The sequence below is a fragment of the Sulfuriferula multivorans genome (assembly GCF_003851125.1).
Lineage (GTDB): Bacteria > Pseudomonadota > Gammaproteobacteria > Burkholderiales > Sulfuriferulaceae > Sulfuriferula > Sulfuriferula multivorans.
On sequence record NZ_BGOW01000077.1, the window covers coordinates 1 to 646 of the forward strand.

The window sequence follows — 646 nt, forward strand, 5'->3', positions numbered from 1 at the left end:
ACGTTAGCCCTTAAAATGCCACGCAAGCCTGCTCATCATTCATTTATTAAAGCCATTATTGAAGGCCAAGTTAAACGCGTTCGAAATATGTGTCACGCTGGTGCATTAATAGCTCGACCTGATAAATTTGGTTGGTTGCCAATTCACAGGGCAGCGGCTAATGATCAAGCTGAGATTATTGAAATATTGTTGAAGTATGATTCACCGTTAGAGCCAACAGGTACAGAAAATTGGACGCCGCTTCACCTTGCTTGTGTGTGCGGTAGTTCAGTTGCAGTTAATTCGTTATTGAAGCACGGAGCAAATGTTAATGCGTTATCGGTTAATGGCCACACACCACTTCATCTTGCCGTTACTGGAGGGAAAGAAAGTTCAATTGTTGCCCTTATTAGTGCGGGTGCAAATGTTAGAGCAACTGATGCAAAGGGAAATTCGCCTTTGGACAGTGCCCGTGATTTTGGAAGCCCGCAGGTTGTGGCGCTCCTTGAACGTGCCGAGGGCTAACCCGGCATTCGAGCGGGACTCGCCGAGAAGCGCGGCGAGCCCCTCAATTTTACTACAAGGGCTTCCCCAAATTCGCAAGTGCTGTTGATGTTTTTTAGTTCATCATTATTTCCTGTTCTGTTTCGTTTCAAATCGCGCTGCT

1 protein-coding gene is annotated in these 646 nt (G+C 46.3%); it reads left to right on the forward strand.

Annotated features, from left to right (window positions below; all coding sequences use genetic code 11):
• Positions 1-504, forward strand: a 504-nt coding sequence (locus EI185_RS17620; protein ID WP_133372252.1) for an ankyrin repeat domain-containing protein, incomplete at its 5' end; no start/stop codon positions are given.
• Positions 505-646 lie beyond the last annotated feature (142 nt).